The sequence below is a fragment of the Burkholderia sp. BCC1972 genome (genome assembly GCF_905339605.1).
In the GTDB taxonomy this organism is placed as follows: domain Bacteria; phylum Pseudomonadota; class Gammaproteobacteria; order Burkholderiales; family Burkholderiaceae; genus Burkholderia.
Genome location: NZ_CAJPGH010000050.1, coordinates 1 through 22,539 on the forward strand (window position 1 = coordinate 1; position 22,539 = coordinate 22,539).

Sequence of the window (22,539 nt, forward strand, 5' to 3'; positions counted from 1 at the left end):
TGCGCAGACGGACCTGTATTCGGCGCAGCAGACGCTGATCAGCGCGCGTCTGGCGCGCTGGACGAATCTGGTCGACCTGTATCGCGCCTTGGGCGGCGGATGGATCCAGCGGGCTGGCGAAACGCCGCGCGCGCCGGATGCACCGGTCGACTACGACAAGGCGGCGTCGGCGGCGAACGGGTAAGCGCAGAGAAGGGCAGGCGCGGTCTGACGCGCGGGTCCTTCGACCCGCTGCACGCGGAAACGGAAACGCCACGGACGAAGGTCCGTGGCGTTTTCCTTTGCGGTGCTATCCAGGAGGAAAGCGACGCTACGTCAGCCCTGCTTCGTCCACAGCGTGCGGCCGAGGAACGTGAGCGTGCGATCCCACGCGATCTGCGACCACACCGGATCGAACTGAGTGCCCGCGATGCGGCCGGGGCCGACAGCCGTTTCGTTCGCGAACGCGTGATGCGCGAGATAGCGATGGAATTCGAAACCGACCTTCGCATCGGCCAGCTTCTTTTCCAGCGCGTCGACCTGGTCGATCGCGAAGAATGCATCCTGCGTGCCCCAGTGGCCCAGCAGCGGCACCTTGAGCTTCGCCGGATCGATGTAGTCGAGCGGCGGGAAGCCGTACCACGTGACGCCCGCGTCCGCGTTGGCGTACTGCAGCGACAGCAGCGTGAGGGCGCCGCCCATGCAGTAGCCCGTGATTGCGACACGCGAGGCCTGCGTCTTCAGATACGTGACGGCGCCGGGAATGTCCTGCGATGCGGCATCGCCGAAATCGAGGCCGGTCATCAGGTGATGCGCTTCTTCTTCCTCGACCGTCGACTTGCCGCGATACAGGTCGGGCACGAGCGCGAAGTAGCCGCAGCGCGCGAGACGATCCGCGACGCCGCGGATCTGGTCGTTCAGCCCCCACCATTCCTGGATGACGACGACGGCAGGTGCGCCTTCGGTCTTTGCCGGCGTGGCGAGATAGCCCTGCAGTTCCTGGCCGTCCGGACGGCGAAACGTGATCATGGAACCGGATGTTTGAGACATGAAACCGCTCCTTTTCGAAAAATGCGCTGAATGCGGCATCGGGCCGGCCTGCGGGCACGACGACGATCGGGCATGCCGGGCGCCGGGGTTCCGCTCGCGTTCGAGTCGGCCGGCGCCGACCACGCGGCCATTCTATGCGCAAACACCGGCTGTCTGCGTGAACGGTGCTGCACCGCATGCGATCGGCGCACGGAGCAGGCGACCGAAAAGCAAACACCCCGCCCCGATGAACGGGAGCGGGGTGTTGCGGGAGCGGCGCGTATCGGAATACGCGGGCGCGGGTCCGGCTTACTGGCCGAAATAGATCGAGTCGCGGCCTTCCTGCTTGACCGCGACCGCGCGGCCGGTACGCACGCCTGCGGCAGCTTGCGCGCCGTAGCCGGCTTCATCGGCGTTCGTCACGCGAGCCTGGGCGGTTTGCAGTGCGCGCGGGTAATACTGATCGGAGACTTCGGGCTTGTAGCCGGCCTGTTCGAGCTGGACGAGTTCCGCACGGACCTGGGCGCGCGTCAGCTGGCCCGACGGGTTCGATTGAGCGAATGCGCCGTACGAGGCGGACAGGGCGGTTGCGGCGACGACAGCGGTGATGAACGACTTCATGGTGACCTCCGGTTTCATTGATTTCTCGCTTCGCTCGTTGCGTTCAGCGGTTGATTGCATCGTAGCGATCGCGTTACCGGTCGGAAATACGCGTTCCAGTGAATCATTATTGCAACTGGGTATACGATCCGCGTGAGCGGCGGGTTCGTCTGACGATTGCGGGCAAGGCGGACGGCTGGCCCGCCTGTCGGTACGCGCTAGGGAGGACTTCTGATCCGGCCCGACGCGGCTCGATGCCGCCGCACCGCCTGCCTCCGTGCGACGCTCGATTAAATCGCATTCCGAAATATGTGAATGACGCGGTCGGCATCGTCGATGCGTTGCCGAATCACTCGACAGGCACCGCCTGTCGTTTCCGGTACTCGGCCGGCGTGATCCCGACGTGCCGGGTGAACGACCGCCTGAGCGTATCGACATTCGCGAAGCCGCATTTCGCGGCGACCTGCTTCGGCGTGTCGTGGCCGTTCTCGAGCAACTCGCGGGCCGCCGAGATGCGGGTCGCCTCGACCCACACGGCCGGCGTCATGCCGACTTCCGCGCGGAACAGCCGTGCGAAGTGGCGCGGGCTCATGCCCGCATGCTTCGCCAGGCTGGCCACCGAATGCTCGAGCTCCGGATTCGCCGCGATCCAGCGCTGTACCTCCTGCAGTACGGAGCGCCCGGCGGGGCGCGCCTCGCCCTTGCGGCTGAACTGGAGCTGGCCGCCCGGACGCTTGAAGAACATCACCAGTTGCGCGGCGACACGCCGTGCGATCTCGCGGCCGAGATCCTCCTCGACGAGCGCGAGCGCGAGATCGAGCCCGGCCGTGACGCCGGCGCCCGTACGCAGCTTGCCGTCGCGCACGTACAGCGCATCGGCATCGACGGTGAGCGACGGATAGGCGTCGGCCAGCGCATCGGCGGCGGCCCAGTGCGTGGTCAGGTGGCGCCCTTTCAGCAGGCCGGTGGCGGCGAGGATGAACGCGCCGGTGCAGATCGAGCCGTAGCGTTTGCTTTGCACGGCCGCCGATCGGAGCCACGCGAGGACATCGGTGCGCGGCGTGACGCGGCCCGCGCTCGGCGCGCCGGCAACCAGCAGCGTGTCGATGCGCTCCGGGATGTCGGGAACGATCCAGTCGGGTAGCAGCTGTGCACCGGACGAACTGCGGATCGGACCGGATTCGCTCGCGATGATCCGCAACGTATAGAACGGCTTCCCGCATTCGGCGTTCGCCTGCGCGAACACGTCGAGCGGTGCGGAGACATCGAGCAGTTGAACGCCCGGAACGGCAAAAATTCCCACGACCTTCGGCATGATCGGATGCGTGCTGTGGCGAACGTGACGCGTAGCAGTATAGAGGTACCGATGGCGCATCGGGCGGGATGTCGGAGGCTGTTTGCGCGGTCTTTTCGGTCACGGGGGCATCGTGTCCGTCCGTCGCGCGAAATGGCAGGATTCGACGTAATACGTCTATTGAAGACGACTATCGGGCTCCGGAGAATCGGGGGGTGTTTTCAAGGAGGTCGATCATGACTGAGAACGTTGCAGGCATCACCATTCCCGATAGCCAGATGACGCGCGAGATCACGGAGCTCGTTCGCGATACCGCGTCGCCGCTGCTGTTTCATCATTCGAGCCGCGTCTACTATTTCGCGACGCTGGCAGGCCAGCGTCGCGGGCTCACGTACGATCCCGAACTGCTCTACTGCGGCTGCATGTTTCACGACATGGGGCTCACGCACAAGCACAGCAGCGCATGCGAGCGCTTCGAAGTGGACGGCGCCAATGCCGCCCGTGATTTCCTGAAAGGCAAGGGCATCTCGCAGCGGGATATCGACGTCGTGTGGACCTCGATCGCGCTGCACACCACGCCCGGCATTCCACAGCACATGCATCCGGTGATCGCGCTCGTCACCGCGGGCGTCGAGATGGATGTGCTGGGTCTCACGTATCCGGAATACAGCGACGTCGAGCGTGAGGCCATCGTGCGTGCGCATCCGCGGACGCCGCACTTCAAGGAAGACATCATTCAGGCGTTCTATGACGGGATCAAGCACAAGCCTGGTACGACATTCGGCAACGTGAAGGCCGACGTGATCGCGGACAAGGATCCGCATTTCCACGCCGGCAATTTCTGTCGCGTGATCCGGTCGTCCGCGTGGGCCGGCTGATCGCTCCCGGCATCGCGCACGGCTCCCGGCACTGAACGGGGTCGTGCATGCAACGCGAATCTCGATTCACTCACTATTCACGAGACCGATCCGGCTTATGGGGTAAGCATCGCGGCCGCGTTGGCGAGGCTGGGCGGTCGAGGCGAAATAAACCGCGCGTTGCGGCGCAGGCTGCGTTGCAGGTGGCAGGGTAGCCGCCTATGGGAGTGCGTGCATTGCCCTGCCGGATGCGCGTCCGGTACGAGAAGACGCCGATGTGTGTCCGTCGTGACGGTCGGTAAGTGGCCGCGCCGAGTGGTGCGAATTGAATCAGTAAATGAGTTGTTACGTGACAACCATAAGACATTTGGGTTGATTTTATATACTGAATGATGGCCATACCCCTTCAAGGCGAATCTTCGATTCGCGGTCACCATAACCGGCTGCCAGACAGAAGGGAGCATTCGACCGCTCGGGTAACCCCGCCCGACGGGCCGTAGCGGCTCATTCCACTCCGCGTCCACAAGTGTCCGGCAAAACGCCTATAATGAATGGGCAAATTGCCGGAGAGAGGTCATGAGCACCATTGCTTTTCATCCTTCGGGTGTCGCGCATCCGCGCCAGGCCGAATTCACGATTCTCGAGCAGCTACTGGCGATCCGTGTCCGTTCGGGCGCGGATCTCGCCGAGCTGGCGAGCGCGCGCGTCGACGTGTCGGTGATCGACCGGCTGTCGGAGCGCGGGCTGAAATCGGACGAACTGGCCTTCATCATTCCACGCCGCACGCTGAGCCATCGTCGCCAGGCGCACGAACGCCTGTCGCCGGAGGAATCCGACAAGGCGATCCGCCTCGCGCGCATCGTCGCGCAGGCGACGGCCACGTTCGGCGACCAGGACAAGGCGATGGCGTGGCTGCGCAACGGGCTGCAGCGCTTCGGCGGCCGCACGTCGCTCGACATGGCGAGCACCGAGCACGGCGCGCGGCTCGTCGAAGAAGCCCTCACGCAGATCGACGAGGGGTACTTCGCTTGACGACGCTGTGGCGGATCAGCAATTACGCCGATCTGAAAGGCATCGGCGGGTTGCGGGCCGGCGGCCGCTGGCATTTTGCCGGGCAGCCTGTCGTGTATCTCGCCGAACATCCCGCGCTTGCGCTGCTCGAGACGCTCGTTCATTTCGAAATCGCCACCGTTGCGCAATTGCCGAGCGGCTACCAGTTGCTGCGAATCGACGTGCCCGATTCGGTGGATGTCGCCGAAATCGCGGAAGGCGATGCACCGGACGACTGGCAGACGAACATCGACTGGACCCGCAGCGCCGGCACCGAATGGCTGCACACGCAGCCGAGCGCGCTGCTGCGCGTGCCGAGCGTCGTCGTGCCGCACGCGCACAACTTCCTGTTGAATCCGCTGCATCCGGCCGCGTCCGACATCCGCATCGCGGAAGTCATGCAGTCGCCGTACGACACGCGGATCCTGCGCCTGGTCCAGTCGAAGCCGGGCGCATAGCGAACAGGAAGCGAAAGGGCTCGCTGGTCAGCGCTCGTGCGCAGCGCGATCCGCGGCCGATGCCGGCGGCAGCGTCTGCCGGATGCGCGTGACCGTTCGCGTGCTGACGAGACCGAGCATTGCACTGACCTCGGCATGCGCATGGCCGGCGAGCAACTGCCGGCGCGCATACGTGTTGCGCAACACGCGCGGGCTCATGTCCGCCGCATGGAAGCCGATCGCGTTGAGCGCGTCACGCACCACCAGCAGCAGGAACATGTCGTTCATCGTGCCACCGCCGCGTGGTGCGGGGAACAGCAACGTCGATGCCGCCGCATCCGCCGAACGTGCGCGCCATGCGGCGAGCGGTGCCCGCGCGAACCCGGCAAGTTCGATCCGGCGTGCCGGCCGTGCACGGTCGCGCGGCACGGACAACGCCGGCGGTTGCGCGTCGAGATCGGGCGCGTCGCAGCGCATCGCACGAATCTCGGCCGACGTGATGCCGCTTGCAAGCAGCAGCGCGACGATCGCGCGATTCCTGCAGTCGGTGGGCGAGTCGTCCGGTCGAGGCTGGACATGGCGCTGCAGCGCCGCGTCGGCGTCGGGCGGCAGGTAGCACGGTTCCGGTTCGCCGTCCGGCCACGCGAGATCGCGCGTCGTGCGGCCGGCCGGGTGGATCGTCCGCACGCCGGTGTCGACCAGATGCCGGCCCAGCCGGTCGATCAGCTTCGCATAGCGCACGCGCGTCGACGTGCCGGGCGCGCAGGTACGGTCGAGCTCCGCCAGGAAGGCCGCGACGTGGTCGGGCCCGAACGTGGCCAGCGACACACGGTGTGCGATCAGGTGGCGCAGGAATCGCTCGAACATCGCGACGTGCTGCACGACCGAGCGCGGCGCGAACGGCCGGCGGCCGGCACCGGTCGCGGCGGTTTCCTGCCACGTGCGAAACGCGCCGACGGGGTCGTGAATCCAGCGATTCGTGTCCATCCACGATTTATAGCCGGACACCGTGACGCAGGCAATCGTCCCGACGTCCGGGGCGCGACGCCACCGGCGTGTCAGTGCGCTGCCCGCTAGCGCGCCGTTACGCGTCGCTTGAAGATGCCGGCGTCACGCCCGCATGCGCCTGTCCGCTCAGCCGCGCGAGCGCGGCGAATGCCAGTTGCGTGGCGATGGCCGCGAGCGTCCCGGCCGCCATGCCGTTGCCGAGCACGATCTGCATGGGCGCACCGAAATGGCGATACAGGTTCGGCACCAGGATCGGCGCGAGGCCGACCACCAGCGCGGCCGCGAGCGTGTACTGGTTGGCGCGCGCGTGCAGGTCGACGCTGGCGAGCAGCCGGATGCCCATCACGCCGATCATCGCGAACACGACCAGCGCAGTGCCGCCGACCACGGCCGCCGGAATCGCATACGCGAGGCGCGCGAGCGGCGCGAACAGCGCAATGACGATCAGGATCGCGCCGGCGGCGGCCGTCACGTAGCGCGAGCGCACGCCGGTCGTCTGCACGACGCCGATGTTCTCGGCACTGGTCACGATCAGCGGCGTGCCGAACAGCGCGCCGGCCAGCGACGCCAGCGCATCGCCGCGTATCGTCTTCGGCACGTCGCGCGCCAGCGAGATCGCCTTGCCGCACGTTTCGCCGACCGCAACCGTCTGCGCGGTGGCCTCGGCCATCGAGATCGCGGTGAAGATCAGCAACGGCAGCGCGGCCAGCACGTCGAAGCGCGGCATCCCGAACGGCAGCCACGCCGGATGCGTGAACCACGGGCCTTGCCATACGCCGGCGAGCGCCGGCGTCGCGTCGAGTGCCCAGCCGAGCGTTGCGCCGGCCATCAACCCGATCAGCACCGCGAGGCGGCCGAGCGTGCCGCGGAACGCGCCTGCGACGACGACGGTGGCGACGATCGTCGCGAGCGCGAGGCCCAGCGCGCGCGGTTGCGCGAAGTCGGCCGAGCCGGGCTGGCTGACGACGATCGTCGCGTAGATCCGGATCAGGTTGATCGACACGAGCAACAGCATCGCGCCGACGACGATGCGCGGAAAGAGCCGCAGGCAGCGCGTGAACACGGGCAGCAGCACCCAGTAGAACGCGCTGGCGAGCAACGCCGCGCCGGCGGCGGTTGGCAGGCCCGACTGCGCGGCGATGCCGGCGAACAGCATCGTCGGTGCGCCGCCGGGCACCATCACGAACGGCATGCGCGCGCCGATCGGGCCGGCGCCGAGCGATTGCACCAGCGTGCCGATGCCGCACGCGAAGAACGTCGCGCCGATCAGCTGGACCGTCAGGTCGGCCGGCAGCGCGAGGATTTTCGCGATGAGGAAGACGGCAGTGATCGGCGACGCGGCCATCGACAGCACGTGCTGCAGCCCGAACAGCGCGAGCTGCCACGCGGGCAGCCGGGCATCGACGGGCGGGGAGATCGGATCGTGCGACACGGCAGGCCCCTCGGAAGCGAACGGCGACGATGATGGAATGCAGCGGCGAACGGCGCGTCAGGTCCGCAGCCAGGGCAGTTGCGCGGCGCTGTAGCGGAACGTCTGGAACACGCTGTTCAGCTGGCCGGGGCCCGTCTTGCGCGCGGCTTCGTCCGGGTATTCGGCGAACCACGGAATGATGTACTCCCACACGACTTCGCCGGCCGGCGTCACTTCGAACAGCCGGCCCGTCGACGATTCGGTGACGTGCGTGTTGCCGTTCGGCAAGCGCTGCGCGTTGCCCATGAACGGTGTATAGAACAGGTTCACGACGTCGTCCGAATACGACCAGACGACGCGCTGCGTCGCGGGATCGATCTCGACGACGCGCGAGAACGCGACGTGCGCGCCATGGCGGAAATTGCCGTTGTCGAACGCGAGGATGTTGCCGTTCGCGAGCGGCACCGGCGCATGCTGGTGCGACACGACGTCCGGCCCGATCCGCAGGTCGACATGGCCGGTTTCGCGGTTCACGCCGATGATCCCCGACGTCGTGCGCAGGCTCATCAGCACGCGGCCGTTCGCATCGACCGCGAGACCGTTGACGAGCGGCCAGTGATAGCGGCCGAAGCCTGCCGCGATCGGATAATCCTCGGGCCGCAGGTGCTCGCGCGCGTGCCATTCCCACACGATCTGTCCGGCGCGGTTCACTTCGCGGATCACGTCCGCAACCATCACCTCGTCGTCGCCATGCGCCGTACCGCCCGGCACGCGCTGCGCGAACGCGGCATCGACCGGCTCGCACGCGGCGTAGAGCAGGTTGCCGTTCGGCAGCCACTGCGCATCGTGGTGATGCGCGGGATCCTCGTAGCGCCACACCGTCTCGCCTTGCGGCGTGACCTCGTAGAAGTCGCCGCCGTGCCACATCGACCACGGCGCGTAGCGCGATTCGGAGTGCGGATGGTTGCCGTTGTAGCCGAGGTTGCCGTTCGCAAGGATGACCGCGTGACGGCCGGGGCGCACCGGCATTTTCCACTGATGGACGACTTCGCCGTCGATGCCGACGAGATAGACGTTGCCGTCGGCCGTCTGCGGCGCGATGAGCGTATAGCCGCCCGCGGACAGTGCGGGATCGTGGGCGATGAGGCCGACGCCGCGGCGGCGCTGGGTAATCTGGTCGACAGTGGTCACTGCGGTCTCCATTCGAATCGAATACGGGAATGCAGCGGAATCTAGACGATCCGGCCGGTCAGTAAAATCGGATTATTCTTGACGGCCTGTTCGGAAAAATCTAACGGTACCCTCATGCGTTCGATATCGCAGACATTCCGCTGTTTCGACGAAGTTGCACGACGCGGCTCGATTCGCAAGGCGGCCGACGCGCTGCACCTGACCGCCGCGGCGGTGCACCAGCAGATCCGCAATCTCGAGGAGCAGGTCGGCGTGCCGCTGTTCGACCGGCTGCCGCGCGGCATGCAGCTGACGCTTGCCGGCGAGATCGTGATCGCCGCCGTGCGGCGCGGCCAGCGCGACTTCGACAACGCGCTGACGCAGGTCGAGGACTTGCGCGCGCTGCGGCGCGGGCACGTGAACCTGGCCGTGCCCGCATCGACGGCCGAGAAGCTCGTGCCCGACGCGATCCTCGCCGCGCTGCAGCGCTACCCGGGCGTCACGTACAGCGTGCGCTCGGGGAACGGCGAGAGCATCGTGCGCTGGGTCGAGACGGGCGAGGTCGACATCGGTTATGCGCTGCGCCGGCGCACGGCAGCGGGCGTCGTCGAGGTGCGCGCATTCGCGCAGCCGCTGGGTGTCGTCACGGCACCGGGCCATCCGCTGGCGTCGCCCGGCGGCAAGGTGCGGATGCGCGACTGCTTCGCCCATCCGCTGATCCTGATGACACCCGACACGGAGCTGCGCGCGATGTTCGACCAGATCGATGCGCGACAGCCGCGCAACGCGCGGCCGCTGGTCGAGACGGCCTCGGTGTCGATGGTGCGGCGTCTCGCGGCCGAGGGCGCGGGCGTCGGCTTCCTGATCGCCGAGAACGTCGCGGACGACGTCGCCGCCGGCCGGCTCGCGTGGACGCCGCTCGCCGATGCGGGCGCGCGTTCGTTCAGCTGCATCTACCAGCGCGCGGACATGAGCGCGACCGTCGCGATGACGATGTTTCTGTCGTTCTTTTCCGAGGCGATCGAAGCGATGGAGCACGGCTTCGCGCCTGACGGCAAGGCGTCCGGCAAGCGGCGCCGGACGGCAAGCTAGCGACGCCGGTCGCACGGTTCGATTGCGATGCGGTGCAACAAGCGAACCCGCAGACCGACTGGGCGACGTTGCGCACGCAACGTCCGGCTATATGACGTCACTTCCCTGTTGCGGAAGAAATTTTGTTCATGGGACTATCGAACGTGTTGCCCATGCACCGAGGGGGGCGCATGCAGCGTGATGCCCATCGCAACGAGCCAGAAGAACATCGACAGACAATGAACAGAACAGCGATTTTTCCGTATGCATCCATGTTGCTCGCGGCTGCGCTGCTGACCGCATGCGGCGGCGACGTCGAGCGCGACGCGGGCCCCGCCACGACACCTTCCACCGACGCGAGCTGCCTCGCGGTCGACAACAGCGGCGCGACGGTCGTGGTCGGTTCGAACCAGCCGGGCGATCCGTCGCTGCCGGAAGCGTCGTCGGGCTATCGCACCGGGATGAAGCCCGTCCATGCGAAGACCTACCTGGTGGCCACGTCGAATGCGTACGCGAGCGCGGCCGGCTGCGCGGTGCTGAAGAAAGGCGGCACGGCCGCCGATGCGGCCGTTGCCGTGCAGGCCGTGCTCGGCCTGACGGTGCCCGAGGCGACGGGCCTCGGATCGGGCGGCGTGCTGCTCTACTACGATGCGCGCGGCAAGACGCTGCAGGCCTACGACGGCCGCGAAACCGCGCCGGCCGCGGCGACGGAGAACTACCTGCGCTACGTCGACGACACGACCGACCATTCGGCGCCGCTGCCGAACGCGCGCGCGAGCGGCCGCTCGATCGGCACGATCGGCGTGCCGCGGCTCATCGAGGCGCTGCAGCAGGATCACGGCCGCCTGCCGTGGCAGAACCTGTTCGGCGATGCGATCACGCTCGCGACCAACGGCTTCCCGATCGGCGGCCGGCTTGCCGACGCGATCGCGGCGAACGCCACGAACCTGAAGCGCGACCCCGAGGCCGCCGCGTACTTCCTGAACGCCGACGGTTCACCGAAGACGCTCGGCACCGTGCTGAAGAATCCTGCCTACGCGCATACGCTGACGCTGATGGCGCAGTCGGGCGCCAATGCGCTGTACACCGGGCAGATCGCGCAGGACATCGTCGCGAAGATCGCGGTGACGAAGGGCGCCGACGGCTCGACGCTCACGCCGGGCAAGACGACCGTCGCGGATCTCGCCGCGTATCGGGCGAAGCGCCGCGAACCCGTGTGCACGACCTATCGCAGCTACTGGGTGTGCGGGATGCCGCCGCCGTCGTCCGGCGGCATCGCGGTCGCGTCGGCGCTCGGCATTCTCGAGAACTTCGACCTGAAGCCGCTGAAGCCGACCGCGATCGATCTCGAAGGCGGCAAGCCGACCGTCGCGGGCGTGCACCTCGTCACCGAAGCCGAGCGGCTCGCCTATGCCGACCGCGACAAGTACGTGGCCGATACGGATTTCGTGCCGCTGCCGGGCGGCACGTGGGACACGCTGCTGAACAAGCCGTACCTGAAATCGCGCGCGGCGCTGATCGACACGACCAGGAGCATGGGCACCGCGCAGCCGGGAAATCTCGGCGCGGTGCCGCTCGGTGTCGACACGACGCTGATCGAGCACGGCACGAACCAGTTCACGATCGTCGACGGTGACGGCAACGTGCTGAGCGCGACGACGACGGTCGAGTCGAGCATGGGTTCGTTCCACATGACCAACGGCTTCCTGCTGAACAACCAGCTGACCGACTTCTCCGCGAACCCGGTCGACACGTCCGGCAATCCGGTGGCGAACCGGCTGCAGCCGGGCAAGCGGCCGCGCAGCTCGATGGCACCGACGATCGTGTTCGGGCAGGCCGCCGACGGCTCGCGCGGCGACTTCGTGATGGCGACCGGTTCGCCGGGCGGCGGCACGATTCCGCAATACGTGGTCAAGACGCTCGTCGGCGCGCTCGACTGGGGGCTCGACGCGCAGCAGTCCGCGGGGCTCGTCGATTTCGGCGCGAGCAACAGCCCGACGACCACGATCGGCGGCGAGCATCCGAACGTCAACACGGCGAACAACGGTGCGAACGATCCGCTGATCACGGGGCTGCTCGCGCTCGGGCACAAGGTGTCGACGTCCGCGCAGGCGAGCGGCGTCAATACGGTGATGCGCGTGACGGTCGGCCAGTCGCCGGCGTTGCAGGGCGGCACCGATCCGCGTCGCGAAGGTGTCGTGCTCGGCGATACGTTCCGGCCGTAATCGGGAGGAACGCGCACGGCCCCGGTCTGCCGACAGGCAGTCGGGGCCGTGTTTCATGGCGAGGCCGCTTGGATGGCCAGGCAACGCGCATCCTTCGGAATGCTGATGAAATCGCTTGGCTTCTCAGCCGGCGGATTCGCCTGCCGGATCGTCCGATACGCGACGATCGGGCGAATCACCATCGCGGCGCCCGCACCCGTTCGCCGGCAAATACGTTGGCCGTCCCGCCGCAAGCCCCCGATTGTCAAACAGTGTGAGTCAATCGTCAGCATTTGCAACCGAAGTAACAGTCCCCGCAATTCAATCGTTTTGCGCATCGGCGCGGCTACATTAGCTCCACCTGCCGCACTTCGCGGCAAGGCATGCGACAAGCCGCACGAAGGCGGCCCGCAGCAACAACGTCTTTGGAGAATGACCATGAACAAGATTCGTACGATTCTGCTGGGTGCCGCTCTGACGGCGATGGCCACTTCGGCTGCATTTGCACAGACGGCCCAGACCGGCGCACAGGGTTCTGCCGGCGTCGGCGCACAGGTCCAGACGCCGCTGCTCGGCGGCGGCGTGGGCGTGCAGGCTGGTGCCGGCGCGGACGCGGCGGGCTCGGGTTCGGGCGCAGGCAACGTCGTCGGCGGCGCGCTGAACGGTGTCGGCAAGACGGTTGGCGGCGTCGGCTCGGCAGCCGGCAATGCGGTCGGCGGCGCGACGCAGGCAGTCGGTTCGGCAGCGGGCACGGCGAAGGATGCGGCGGCATCGGCCGTCCACTCGACGAAGTCGCACGTGAAGCACGTCGCGGGTTCGGCGAAGAGCCACGCGCAAGGCGCGATGTCGACGGCAGGCGATGTTGCAGGCGGCGCGAAGGCGAAGGCCGGCGAGGCGCTCGAAGGCACGACGAACGCAGTGCAGGGCGGCGCATCGGTCGGCGTGAAGGGTTCGGCGTCGGCGCAAGGCGGCGCGCTGTAAGCAGCACGCATTCCGTCAAGGCCCGGCCCGCATTGATGCGGGCCGGGCTTTTTTTGTTGGCGCGCGCGGCCCCTGCCCATTGCTGGCCCGCCATGCTTAAATAGCGGGGCTCCCGGTTGCGGGGCCGCCAGAATGGCGGGTCCGGCGAACCAGGGCAACATGTCCGATCGACATCGTGACGACAGACGACACCAAAACACCGCTCCGGCCGGCGCGGCGCGGTCCGATAACATTCCGAGGCATCACATCATGACCATCCTGTTCCGTCTTCTCGCGCTTGCCTGCGCGCTCTGGCTGGCCGCCTGCGCGGCGCCGCCCCCGCCGTCCGCCAGTACCGCCGCGTCTGCCGCCGCACCGGACGCCAGCGAACGCCGCGGGCTCGGTACCGCGTGGGGCGAGTCGGTGCGATCCGAAACCCGCCAGGTCGAGTTCGAACGCGCGGATCCGGCGAAGCCGACCGATCTCGCGTCGGTCTACTACAACGACGCGCTGCCTGGACATCCTCCGGCCTCACAGGTGCGCCGGCTGCCGACCCGCGTCGCGCTCGCCAATGGCGACATCGCGCTGTCGTTCACGGACGAAAAGGGCGCGCCGCTGCGTCTCGCGCGCAGCAACGGCCGCTGGCACATGGCGGGTGTCGAGGGTTCGCGCTACATCATCGTGCTGCGCAACCAGGGGCACCGCACGTTCGAGGTCGTGTCGACGGTCGACGGGCTCGACGTGCTGTCGGGCCGGCCGGGCAGCTATACGAACGGCGGCTACGTGCTGTATCCGGGCCGCACGCTGACGATCGAGGGCTTTCGCAAGAGCCGCGACGAAGTCGCCGCGTTCCGCTTTGCAGCCGTGCCCGACAGCTACGTCACGAACTCGAAGTACGGCGATGCCGCGAACGTCGGCGTGATCGGCGTTGCGCTGTTCGCGCAGAAGGAGAACGACGAGGAAGCACTGCGCCGCAACGCGAATCCGTTCCCCGGCAACGACAACGGCTTCGCACCGCCGCCCGTCCCGCGCGGCGAGTGACCGCATGTAGCCGATCGGCCGCGGATGTCGTTCCGCATGACGCACGCGGCGCGATCCTGAACCGGGATCGCCCGCGCAGTACGCCGGCGCAACCGACGAACTCCACGATATGTTCGCGCTATCCATGCAGATACGAAACGGCCTGACGATCCCGGCTGCGTTGAAATGCACGACGCTGGTGCTGCTGGTGTCGCATGCGGTCATTGTCTCCGCCGAAACGCCGGCGCCCGAATCGGTGCGGCTGGCCAACGGCCACGCGATCGAATGGGCGCGCCCGAGGCTGATCGAGGTCGACGCGCAGGCAAGAAGACATCGGCGTTGAGCGTGCCGGCCGCACTTCGGCGCGCACTGGCCGATGCATCGAGCGTGGCGTTCCCGTCGGATCGCGCGAAGCGGATCGACGGCAACGATCATGTGCTGGTCGTCATCAATCGTTCGTCAAGCAGCCGTCCGACCGGGTATTGCGGCGCGGGAGAGGAAGGTACGCTTTACGTGCTGGCGCTGCGCGGTAGCCGCGCGGTGCCGCGTTTCTCGCTACCCGTGCAAAGCTGCCTCGACTCCGTTTCGCTCGAAACCGAATCCGGTACGCAATCGCCGTACCGGGCGATTGCATGGCGCGACGCGCCGGCCGGCATCGACATCCGGTGGGAGTCTGTCGCGCACGGCGGTGCCACGCATCGCGTCTATTGTTTCGTGAACGGCACGTTTGCCGAGGTCGACGTTCCGCAGTAACGCGGTCGTGCTGCGGCACAATGGCCGTTCGCATCCGCATCGCGTGCTTCCGGATCGTCCGGATCGACGGAGAATGCCATGTCGTTACCCGCTTTCAGGTACCATCCCGACCCGCTCGCGACGGGCAGCGTGATTGCCTCGGACGTACGTTGCGCATGCTGCGGCGACGCGCGCGGTTACGTTTACGCCGGGCCCGTGTACGCGGTCGACGAATACGAGCAGTGCATCTGCCCGTGGTGCATCGCCGACGGCTCGGCGCACACGCGGCTCGATGCAAGTTTTACCGACACGTACGGCATCGGCGGGGGCGAATGGGACGCGGTGCCCGAAGCTGTCGTCGACGAGATCGCGAATCGCACGCCGGGTTTTCGGGGCTGGCAGCAGGAGCGATGGTGGACGCATTGCGGCGACGGCGCGCAGTTCATCGGCCGTGCGGGTGCTGCTGAGCTGAAGGCGTTCGGCCCGCAGGCCGTCGATGCGATCCGCGCGTCGGCCGGGCTCGACGCCGCCGCCGAATGGGAACACTTTTTCGCGGCGCTCGACAAGGACGGTTCACCGGCCGCGTATGTGTTTCGCTGCATCCATTGCGGCAAACTTGGCGGCTACCAGGATTGCGATTGACGACCGGGCCCGCCCGGGCGGTACACCCTTTCGTCACGACACAGAGGAATCTTCGTGAAGTTCATCCACGCGGCAGACATTCACCTTGACAGCCCGTTGCACGGCCTGAGCGCCTATCCCGACGCGCCTGCCGCGCAGTTGCGCAACGCGTCGCGCGAGGCGCTGCGGCAGCTCGTGGATCGTGCGATCGAGGAGGAAGTCGCATTTCTCGTGATCGCCGGCGACCTGTACGACGGCGACTGGAAGGATCACAACACCGGCATCTTCTTCGGCCAGCAGATGGGGCGGCTGCGCAAGGCCGGCATCCGCGCGTTCGTGCTCGGCGGCAACCACGATGCCGAAAGCGAGATGACGAAGAAGCTGACGCTTCCGGACAACGTCACCGTGTTCGGCCACCGCAAGCCGGAAACCGTCAGGCTGCCCGAATTCGACGTCGCACTGCACGGGCAGAGCTTCAAGGACAAGGCCGTCGTCGACAATCTCGCGATCGGCTATCCGGATCCGGTGCCCGGCTGCTACAACATCGGCGTGCTGCACACGGCGCTCGAAGGCTATGCGGCGCACGCGAACTACGCTCCGTGCACGTTGGCCGAACTGCACGCGAAGGGCTACGACTACTGGGCGCTCGGCCACGTGCATGAGTTCCAGCAATGGACGGGGCCGTCCACGGTCGTGTTTCCCGGCAACCTGCAGGGGCGCCATATTCGCGAGACGGGCCGCCGCGGCGCGGTGCTCGTGACGGTCGAGCAGGGCCGCACGCAGGTCGAACGCCTGTATCTCGACGTGCTTCGGTGGGAAGCCGTGTCGGTCGATGCGTCCGATTGCCTGTCGGTGGCCGATCTGTCGAGAAAGATCGGCCAGTCGCTGGAGGCGCTGCTGACCGTCGACGGCCACGTGCCGCGCGCAGTGCGCGTGACGGTCACGGGGCGCACACCCGCGCACGGTCTCTTTTTCGGACGCGGGCCGCAGTTGCGCGCGGAGGTGCTGAACCAGATCGGCATCATCGGCAACGAGCGGCTGTGGCTCGAGAAGGTCCGGCTTGCGACGTCCGCCGCCGATCATCAGCCGGGCGAAAGCGAGCAGCTCGAGGCGCTGGAGGACCTGAAGCAGATCCTCGCCGATGCCGCGCACGATCCGGATTTCCTCGCGCTGCTCGAGCGCGACCTGAAGCCGTTCGTCGGCAAGGTGCGCAGCGACGTCAAGGAGGAAGTGCCGTTGCTGGCGATGGCGCGCGCCGGCGAGCTCACGTCGCTGGTCGAGCAGGTCGGACCCGCGTTGCTCGCGCGGCTGGCGAAGGGGGAGTAAGCGATGCGCATCAGCCAGCTCGATCTGATCAAGTACGGCAAGTTCACCGACGAGACGCTGCGGTTCCCGTCGGCCGGCGAGGATTTTCACGTGATCGTCGGGCCGAACGAGGCCGGCAAGTCGACGATCCGCACGGCCGTATCCGAGTTGCTGTTCGGGATGAAACTGCAGACGCCGCTCGATTTCCTGCACAGCACGCCCGAACTGCGGATCGGCGGCGTGCTGGGGAACGGCAGCGGCGAACTGGCATTCCACCGCGCGCGCGGGCGCAGCCCGTTGCGCACGCCGGCCGACGACAAGCTACCCGACGATTATCTTGCCGCGATCCTCGATGGTGCGACGCGTGAATTCTTCGAGCAGATGTTCGGGCTCGATCACGGGCGGTTGGTCGACGGCGGCCGGAGCATCCTCGATGCATCCGACAAGCTCGGGCAGGTGCTGTTCGAGTCGGCCGCCGGTGTCGGCAGTCTCGGGCCGGTGCGCGAGGAGCTCGATGCGCGTTCGGCCGAGCTGTGGGCGCCGCGCCGGAGCGGCAGCGCATTCGCGCTGGCCGAGGCGTCGTTCAACGAAGCCGTGACCGAACTGAAGACGGTCCAGGTGCGCACGCGCGACTGGGTCGATCGGAAGGACGCGCGCGAGGCGGTCGAACAGCAGATCGAGCAGGCGCGTGCCGAACAGCGCCGGCTCGAAACGCTGCGCTCGAAGCTTGAACGCGTCCGTCGGCTCGCGCCGTACCTGAAGGAGCTGACGGTCAAGGACGCGGCGCTGGCCGAACTGGGCGCGGTCGTCGAGTTGCCGCCGACCGCGTATGCCGATCTACTGAAGGCGCAGGGCGATCTCGCGGCCGAGCAGAAGGTGCTCGAGGAACGGCGCGCCGACCTGCTCGCGAAACGGCAGGCGCGCGCTGCAATCGACGCGGACGCAGACACGCTTGCGCTCGAAGCCGATATCGAAGCACTCGATCGGTTGCGCGGCGCGTGCATGAATCATGCGCAGGATCTGCTGCTGCTGCGCGCGGACGTCGAGCGGCATGTGTCCGCCGCATGTGCAGCGGCCGCGCAGTTGAACTGGCCGACGGATGAAGCGTCGCTGCGCGCATCGCTGCCGACGGCGCTGGCGCTGAAGACCGTCACGAACCTGCTGCGCGAACACGGCGCGCTGCACCAGGCGCTCGCCGGCGCGCGCGAATCGCTCGACGAACGCACGCGCGAGCTTGCCCAGGTGCAGGAACAACAGGCGCGCCTGTCGACCGTCGACGTGCCGGAGGCGCTGCGCGCGGCGCTGGCCGATGCGCAGGGCTTTCGCAACAGCGGCCAGCGCGAGCAGGCGCTGGCGCACGAGATCGCTGCCGCCGAACGCACGTTGTCGGGCGCGCTCGATGCGCTCGGCCAGTGGCGCATGCCGGTCGACACGCTGCGCGCGCTCGACGTGCCGTCGGCGGCGCGGCTCGGCGCGCTGCTGAAGGAAGACAGCGAGTACGCGAGTGCGGCCGCCGCGGCGCGTGATGCACGGGACAGCGCGCTCGAGGAACTCGAGCGGCTCGAACTGCAGGAGAAGCATTTCGCGGAGAACCACAAGGTCGTCACGACCGCCGACGTGCTCGCGGCGCGTGCCCGGCGCGATGGTGCGTGGGGAGATATCCGCAGTGGCGCGGTCGATCTCGCGACTGGCGCACCGGCAGTCGACGACGCGATTCGCCTCGCCGACGAACTCGTCGACGCACAGCTCGGCGCCACGCAGGCGGCTGCGACGCTGCAATCGTTGCGTCAGCAGGTCGAGTCCGCGCGTGCCGGCGTGACGCGCAGGCAGGCCGCGCTGGATGAGCGCGAGCGTGAACTGGCCGCACATCGCGACGCGTGGGCCGCACTCGCCACGACAGCCGCGGTGCCCGGCATGCCGCTGGCGGCGATGGGCGACTGGCTCGCGAAGCGCGAAACGGTGTTCGCCGCACAGGCGGATCTCGACCGTCAGCGCCGCGAATACGACACGATATGTGCTGCCCGCACCGGCGCGGAAGCAACGCTGCGTGCAGTGCTGCGCTCGGTATCGCGCGGCGGTGAATCGGACGGGCTGGCGGCGCTCGTCGCGATCGCCGAGACCTTCGTGCAGTCGGCCGAGAAAGCGATCGCGCAAAAGGACAGCCTGGAGGACCGCGCGCGGGAAGCAGAACGCGGCTGCGCGACGGCGCAATCACGGGCCGGCCACGCGCAGGCGGCCTACGATGCGTGGCACGCGCAATGGCGCGACGCGCTGGCCGACGCGAAACTGTCGGCGAGCGCGGCGACGCTGGCCGCGGCGGAAGGCGCGCTCGGGCTCGCGAATGCGGTGACGGCCGAGCTGGCCGATGCCGACGCGCCGCGCAACCGGATCGCCACGATCCGTGCGGAGCTGGCCGCGCTCGAGGCCGGCGCGCGCAGGCTTGCCGAAGCGCTTGCGCCGGAGTGGCTCGCGAGCGGCGATTGGCCGGACGTGGCGCGACGCTTGACGATGCGCCTCGCGGCCGCCAGGGAAGTCGCGCGTGCGATCGGTCGTGCCGACGAGGCCGTGCGGCAGGCCGACGGCAAGGTCGCCGACGCGGCTGCCGCAGTGGCTGGTGCCGATGCGCGCATCCAGCCGCTGCTGCAACTGGCCGGCGTCACGTCGATCGATGCGGCGCTGCCGCTGGCCGAGCGCTCGGATCGTCAGCGCCAGCTTCGGCAGGCGGTCGATGCCGCGCACGAAGCACTGGTGCGCGATGGTGACGGTCTGTCCCGGTCCGCCGTCGAAGCCGAGGTCGCGGAGCAGGACATTGCCGACGTGCCGGCCCATCTCGAAGCCGTAAAGCAGTCGCTCGCCGATGTCGGCAAGCGGCTGAACGAGCTGTCGCAGCAGCAGGTCGTGGCCGACCAGGCATTCGGCGCGATCGACGGCCAGGCGAATGCGGCTGTCGCCGAGTCGAAACGGCAGGAAGCGCTGGCGGCGATGAGCGATGCAGCTGAACAGTATCTGGAGGCGGCTACCGCGAGCCGCTTGCTGAAGTGGGCGACGGATCGCTATCGCGACCAGAAGCAGGGGCCGATGCTCAGGCGCGCGGGCGAGATCTTCGCGGGGCTCACGCTCGGCGAATTCGCGAAGCTGACCGTCGATACCGAACGGACCCCGCCCGCGTTGTATGCACGGCGCACGAAGGGGACGTCGGTCGAGGTCGCCGGGTTGAGCGAAGGCACGCGCGACCAGTTGTTCCTCGCGCTGCGCATCGCGGCGCTGGAGTTGCAGCTCGGCAGCCGGACTGCGCTGCCGTTCGTCGCCGACGATCTGTTCATCAATTTCGACGATGCGCGCGCGAAGGCCGGGCTCGATGCATTGCGCGATCTGTCGACGCGAACCCAGGTGCTGTTCCTGACGCACCACGACCACCTGCTGCCGCTCGTGAGGGACGTCTTCGGCGCGCGGGTCAACGTGGTCGAGTTGCAGCGCGCGCCGGCCGGCGCGTGATGCGGGGACGCGCCGGGATGCCGGCATACGGGAGGGGCATCGCGTACAGGTAGTATGAGCGGTTCCGAAACGCACGCGGCCGGGTCAACCGGTCGCGGGTCTGGCCACACGAGGGGAAAATATGAAAAAGCTGGTAGCCGCCATCGCGTTCGCGGCGGACAAGCATCGCAATCAGCGTCGCAAGGACGAAGAGGCGTCGCCGTACATCAATCATCCGATCGCACTCGCCGACGTGCTGGCCAACGAGGCCGGCGTCGAGGACGAGCGCGTGATCGTCGCGGCCGTGCTGCACGACACGGTCGAGGATACGGAGACGACCGAGCAGGAGCTGTTGCGTCTGTTCGGCAAGGACGTGGCGGACATCGTGATGGAAGTCACCGACGACAAGTCGTTGCCGAAGGAGGAACGCAAGCGGCTGCAGGTCGAGCATGCATCGACCATCAGCCGCCGCGCGAAGCTCGTGAAGCTCGCCGACAAGATCTGCAACCTGCGTGACATCGCGCAGCATCCGCCCGCGGACTGGCCGCTCGAGCGCAAGCAGGCCTATTTCGACTGGGCGAAGTCGGTCGTCGACCCGATGCGCGGCGTGCATCCCGGTCTCGAGGCGATCTTCGACACCGCGTACGGCGCGCGGCCGGCGGACTGAGGTTCCCGCATGGCGTCGTCCCGATCCGTCGAAGTCGCCGCGCGACAAGCGCCCGTCGTGGCGGGTGTCGACGTCGGGGGCGACAAGAAGCTGTGCGATCTCGTGATCCTGCGTGGGTCGACGGTCGTCTGCCGCGAAGCGCGGATTGCACCCGAGGCGGTGCCCGCGCTGTGTGTCGCCCATGACGTCGTGGCCGTCGGCGTCGACGCACCGAGCGTATGGTGGACGGGCGTCGGTCGCCGGGCGGCCGAACAGGTGCTCGCGCGCGAACGGATTTCGTGTTTTCCGACACCGTCGCGGGAGCAGGCCGTCGCCAGCATATCGGGCTTCTTCGACTGGATGTTCATCGGGGAGCGCGTGTACCGCGCGCTGGCGGACACCTATCCATTGCTGACCGGAGCGCACTACGCGGGCGGTCGTGCGAGTTTCGAGACCTATCCGTACGCGATTACCTGCGCGATGCTGGGCAAGACGGTGGCGTCGGCGAAGCAGAAGCGCACTCAGCGCCTGCAATTGCTGGAACGGCTGGGGATCGACGTGTCGACGCTGCGCTCTGTCGATGCGCGAGACGCGACCCTTTGCGCGTTGACGGCGCAGTATGTGATCGACGGGAACGCACATGCGTATGGCGACACGGAGGGCGGCTACATCCGCGTGCCCATCGTGAACGAGACGGTCGTGCTCGACTCGCTTTAGCGACGGCAAGTGGCGACTGCGGGACAGTTGCCACTATAAGGTGAGCTTTTGCGGGAGAGGTGCGGCCTTCCCGGCGCTGATGGCGTCAGGGCGCGAGTGTCGACCGGACAAACATCAGGATTGCCGGCGCACGCGAGATGAAGCCGATGCGCCGCGCAATCCCGGGCAGCGCCGCTCAATCCTCGAGGATGGACTTCGGTACGCTGGACAGGTCGCAGGCTTGCGCCTGATCGAAGTAGTCTTCCGCATCGTTGATCATCACGACGGCGACGTCGATCAGCTCGTCGAGCCGTTGCAGCAGCGATTCGCGCCACTCGATGTCTTCATCGCGCTCGGGCGTCTTGTCCAGCTGCTCGATGATCGAATCGGCTGTTTGCAGGAAGGGGATTGCCTGCTGATAGTTTTCGATCGAGACCATCGCCGCGTTGCGCGCGCCGACGAGCCGTTCGCGGTGCTCGTCCGCCAGTTCGGATTCGCCGCTGATTCGCGGCAGTACATCCGAGATGCGCTGAAGCAGCGGCGGCGTTTGTTCTTCCAGCAGGATGGCGCGTTCGCGCAGCGCCGCATATTCGTCGCGAAGATCGGCGTCGCCGGGTTGAGTCGTGCTGTCCATCGTCGATATGAGTGCGTGGTTCGGTCGCGGCATGATACTCGACAGCGCCAGGTTCCTTGTCCGTTCCGCTGCCCTCTATATAAGCGGAAAGACCGGCATACGTCATATCTATAGGGAACCGTTCGCGTAGGGATTCACGCCCGTGGAGCCCCAAGCCCCCGTGCGCGGCAGCGCACGGGGGCTTTTTCAAATTTCTTCACAAAAGGCTTGCGGGAACGGCGCGAGGTGCATAGAATCACGCCTCTTTCGCGCTAACGGAAACGCGGCGCGGGAGGAAGGGAAGCGGTGCTGTTGAAGCCTGGTGGTAGCGGCCTCGGCGGTACAGGAAGTTGAGCCCCGCG

The 22,539-nt window shown here is 67.4% G+C and carries 21 protein-coding genes and 1 pseudogene; 15 read left to right on the forward strand and 7 right to left on the reverse strand.

Annotated features, from left to right (window positions below):
- Nucleotides 1-184 (forward strand): annotated as a pseudogene (locus U5798_RS36355) (multidrug transporter); the annotation flags it as partial.
- A gap of 131 nt (nucleotides 185-315) precedes the next feature.
- Here the strand turns inward: U5798_RS36355 and U5798_RS36360 are convergent.
- The 3 genes from U5798_RS36360 to U5798_RS36370 all read right to left on the reverse strand — a co-directional run bounded on the left by U5798_RS36360 (nucleotide 316) and on the right by U5798_RS36370 (nucleotide 2,923).
- A complete protein-coding gene (locus tag U5798_RS36360; RefSeq protein ID WP_322084824.1) occupies nucleotides 316-1,029 on the reverse strand; it encodes a dienelactone hydrolase family protein in 714 nt (237 codons plus the stop codon).
- Nucleotides 1,030-1,317: 288 nt separating this feature from the next.
- Entirely contained in the window at nucleotides 1,318-1,629 is a 312-nt protein-coding gene (locus tag U5798_RS36365; protein ID WP_322084825.1) for a DUF4148 domain-containing protein, read from the reverse strand.
- Nucleotides 1,630-1,957: 328 nt separating this feature from the next.
- The gene (locus tag U5798_RS36370; protein ID WP_322084826.1) at nucleotides 1,958-2,923 is read right to left on the reverse strand and encodes a GlxA family transcriptional regulator; all 966 of its coding nucleotides are present in this window, start codon (nucleotides 2,921-2,923) and stop codon (nucleotides 1,958-1,960) included.
- Nucleotides 2,924-3,138: 215 nt separating this feature from the next.
- Here U5798_RS36370 and U5798_RS36375 point away from each other — a divergent pair, with 215 nt between their 5' ends.
- The 3 genes from U5798_RS36375 (at nucleotide 3,139) to U5798_RS36385 (ending at nucleotide 5,267) form a co-directional block, all read left to right on the forward strand.
- Nucleotides 3,139-3,780 (forward strand): HD domain-containing protein, encoded by a 642-nt coding sequence (locus U5798_RS36375; protein WP_322084827.1) that lies wholly within the window; start codon nucleotides 3,139-3,141, stop codon nucleotides 3,778-3,780.
- Between the two features lie 555 nt (nucleotides 3,781-4,335).
- Nucleotides 4,336-4,791: an antitoxin Xre/MbcA/ParS toxin-binding domain-containing protein gene (locus U5798_RS36380; protein WP_006480981.1), complete on the forward strand. Its 456-nt coding sequence runs from the start codon at nucleotides 4,336-4,338 to the stop codon at nucleotides 4,789-4,791.
- The gene (locus tag U5798_RS36385) at nucleotides 4,788-5,267 is read left to right on the forward strand and encodes an RES family NAD+ phosphorylase (protein ID WP_124457096.1); all 480 of its coding nucleotides are present in this window, start codon (nucleotides 4,788-4,790) and stop codon (nucleotides 5,265-5,267) included. Before U5798_RS36380 ends, U5798_RS36385 begins: the two co-directional genes overlap by 4 nt.
- 27 nt (nucleotides 5,268-5,294) lie before the next feature.
- On the opposite strand, the gene U5798_RS36390 is transcribed toward U5798_RS36385, so the two are convergent.
- The 3 genes from U5798_RS36390 to U5798_RS36400 all read right to left on the reverse strand — a co-directional run bounded on the left by U5798_RS36390 (nucleotide 5,295) and on the right by U5798_RS36400 (nucleotide 8,868).
- Nucleotides 5,295-6,233, reverse strand: coding sequence for a site-specific integrase (locus tag U5798_RS36390; RefSeq protein WP_124457095.1), 939 nt, complete (start codon nucleotides 6,231-6,233; stop codon nucleotides 5,295-5,297).
- Nucleotides 6,234-6,330: 97 nt separating this feature from the next.
- A complete protein-coding gene (locus U5798_RS36395) occupies nucleotides 6,331-7,686 on the reverse strand; it encodes a uracil-xanthine permease family protein (protein ID WP_322084828.1) in 1,356 nt (451 codons plus the stop codon).
- Nucleotides 7,687-7,743: 57 nt separating this feature from the next.
- Nucleotides 7,744-8,868 carry an aryl-sulfate sulfotransferase gene (locus U5798_RS36400; RefSeq protein WP_124457093.1) on the reverse strand — a complete coding sequence of 375 codons (1,125 nt, stop codon included), beginning with the start codon at nucleotides 8,866-8,868 and terminating at the stop codon, nucleotides 7,744-7,746.
- Between the two features lie 102 nt (nucleotides 8,869-8,970).
- On the opposite strand from U5798_RS36400, the gene U5798_RS36405 reads away from it, so the two are divergent.
- The 11 genes from U5798_RS36405 to U5798_RS36455 all read left to right on the forward strand — a co-directional run bounded on the left by U5798_RS36405 (nucleotide 8,971) and on the right by U5798_RS36455 (nucleotide 21,585).
- A complete protein-coding gene (locus tag U5798_RS36405) occupies nucleotides 8,971-9,927 on the forward strand; it encodes a LysR family transcriptional regulator (protein WP_124457092.1) in 957 nt (318 codons plus the stop codon).
- 218 nt (nucleotides 9,928-10,145) lie between these two features.
- Complete coding sequence (locus U5798_RS36410) at nucleotides 10,146-12,131, forward strand: gamma-glutamyltransferase family protein (protein ID WP_124457091.1); 1,986 nt, start codon at nucleotides 10,146-10,148, stop codon at nucleotides 12,129-12,131.
- A gap of 417 nt (nucleotides 12,132-12,548) precedes the next feature.
- Nucleotides 12,549-13,091 (forward strand): hypothetical protein, encoded by a 543-nt coding sequence (locus tag U5798_RS36415; RefSeq protein WP_322084829.1) that lies wholly within the window; start codon nucleotides 12,549-12,551, stop codon nucleotides 13,089-13,091.
- A 249-nt stretch (nucleotides 13,092-13,340) separates the two neighbouring features.
- The gene (locus U5798_RS36420) at nucleotides 13,341-14,111 is read left to right on the forward strand and encodes a hypothetical protein (protein ID WP_322084830.1); all 771 of its coding nucleotides are present in this window, start codon (nucleotides 13,341-13,343) and stop codon (nucleotides 14,109-14,111) included.
- Between the two features lie 124 nt (nucleotides 14,112-14,235).
- Nucleotides 14,236-14,433, forward strand: a complete 198-nt coding sequence (locus U5798_RS36425; RefSeq protein ID WP_322084831.1) for a hypothetical protein — start codon at nucleotides 14,236-14,238, stop codon at nucleotides 14,431-14,433.
- 2 nt (nucleotides 14,434-14,435) lie between these two features.
- Complete coding sequence (locus tag U5798_RS36430; protein WP_322084832.1) at nucleotides 14,436-14,843, forward strand: hypothetical protein; 408 nt, start codon at nucleotides 14,436-14,438, stop codon at nucleotides 14,841-14,843.
- Between the two features lie 78 nt (nucleotides 14,844-14,921).
- Nucleotides 14,922-15,464, forward strand: a complete 543-nt coding sequence (locus U5798_RS36435) for a CbrC family protein (protein ID WP_322084833.1) — start codon at nucleotides 14,922-14,924, stop codon at nucleotides 15,462-15,464.
- Nucleotides 15,465-15,518: 54 nt separating this feature from the next.
- The gene (locus U5798_RS36440; protein ID WP_322084834.1) at nucleotides 15,519-16,769 is read left to right on the forward strand and encodes a DNA repair exonuclease; all 1,251 of its coding nucleotides are present in this window, start codon (nucleotides 15,519-15,521) and stop codon (nucleotides 16,767-16,769) included.
- A 3-nt stretch (nucleotides 16,770-16,772) separates the two neighbouring features.
- A complete protein-coding gene (locus U5798_RS36445; protein ID WP_322084835.1) occupies nucleotides 16,773-20,243 on the forward strand; it encodes an ATP-binding protein in 3,471 nt (1,156 codons plus the stop codon).
- A 121-nt stretch (nucleotides 20,244-20,364) separates the two neighbouring features.
- Entirely contained in the window at nucleotides 20,365-20,889 is a 525-nt protein-coding gene (locus U5798_RS36450; protein ID WP_124457115.1) for an HD domain-containing protein, read from the forward strand.
- 9 nt (nucleotides 20,890-20,898) lie between these two features.
- Entirely contained in the window at nucleotides 20,899-21,585 is a 687-nt protein-coding gene (locus U5798_RS36455; RefSeq protein ID WP_124457116.1) for a DUF429 domain-containing protein, read from the forward strand.
- 175 nt (nucleotides 21,586-21,760) lie between these two features.
- Here the strand turns inward: U5798_RS36455 and U5798_RS36460 are convergent, their stop codons facing one another.
- Nucleotides 21,761-22,198 carry an ATPase gene (locus U5798_RS36460; RefSeq protein WP_226268374.1) on the reverse strand — a complete coding sequence of 146 codons (438 nt, stop codon included), beginning with the start codon at nucleotides 22,196-22,198 and terminating at the stop codon, nucleotides 21,761-21,763.
- Between the last annotated feature and the right edge of the window lie 341 nt (nucleotides 22,199-22,539).